The sequence below is a fragment of the Pseudomonas defluvii genome (assembly GCF_001695625.1).
GTDB lineage: Bacteria > Pseudomonadota > Gammaproteobacteria > Pseudomonadales > Pseudomonadaceae > Aquipseudomonas > Aquipseudomonas defluvii.
In genome coordinates this window covers 1-821 of the sequence record NZ_MBPN01000298.1, presented here as the reverse complement: position 1 = coordinate 821, position 821 = coordinate 1, and the positions used below count along the sequence as shown (strand labels likewise).

Below are 821 nucleotides of genomic sequence, written 5' to 3'. Positions count from 1 at the left end.
CTGAACAGGATCACTTCCACCACATGCAGGCCGGTGCGCTGCTGATGCCCTTGTTCTGCTCTGCGCTCACGGCCCTGGCCGTGCTTGAGGTCGGGCATGGCCGCCGTGGAGCGGTTGCTGCTGGCTTCGGCTTCGCCCTTGCGCTGGGCAGCCAACTGCGTGCGCAGTTCGGTGATTTGCGCGTCGATATCCTGCACTTTCTGCTGCTGCAGTTGTTCCCAGTTGCTTTCGCTGCGGCTGCCCGAGAACAGGCTGGGCTCATAGCGTTGGTACCAGTCGCGGGCTTCCTGCAGCGTATAGAGTTGCCCGGACAAATCTTCCTCGGTCGTCGGCGCTGGTGTGCTCGGCTCAGCAGGTTCGACCGGCGCCTCACGGGTCAGCACGCCTGCGGCTTCGGCCTTAAACGTCCAGTCCTCTTTGACGCAACGGGTGCAATTGCACGCGGCATAAGGCACTTCGATGCGGGCGCAGTGGCTGACAGGCTGGGCGGCTGCCAGCGTTTCATGCAGTTCGTCCATCAGTTCGCGAACGAAGGCGACTTCCTGTTTCAGGGCCTTGGCCTGCGGGGCGGTCAACACGCACAGGTGCGGCGAGCCTGTCACATGGACTACATCGACCAGTTCTTCCTGGCATTCGGTTCGGCCTTTAATGGAAAGGCAGGTCTGGTCATTGGCAAAACTGAGGGGCGGCAACGGTATCTGTGACGGCGTAGCAGGCAGGTTCAGTTGCCAGCCTACCTTGATCACATCGGGATCCTTGATGATCGGGTTGAGGGCCAGTACCTCTGGCACGCTAGACCCATTCTGCTGGGCGATGAGCAC

At 61.4% G+C, this 821-nt stretch carries 1 pseudogene; it reads right to left on the bottom strand.

The features are described from left to right. Nucleotides 1–791 (bottom strand): annotated as a pseudogene (locus tag EKA13_RS27995) (LysM domain-containing protein); the annotation flags it as partial. Between the last annotated feature and the right edge of the window lie 30 nt (nucleotides 792–821).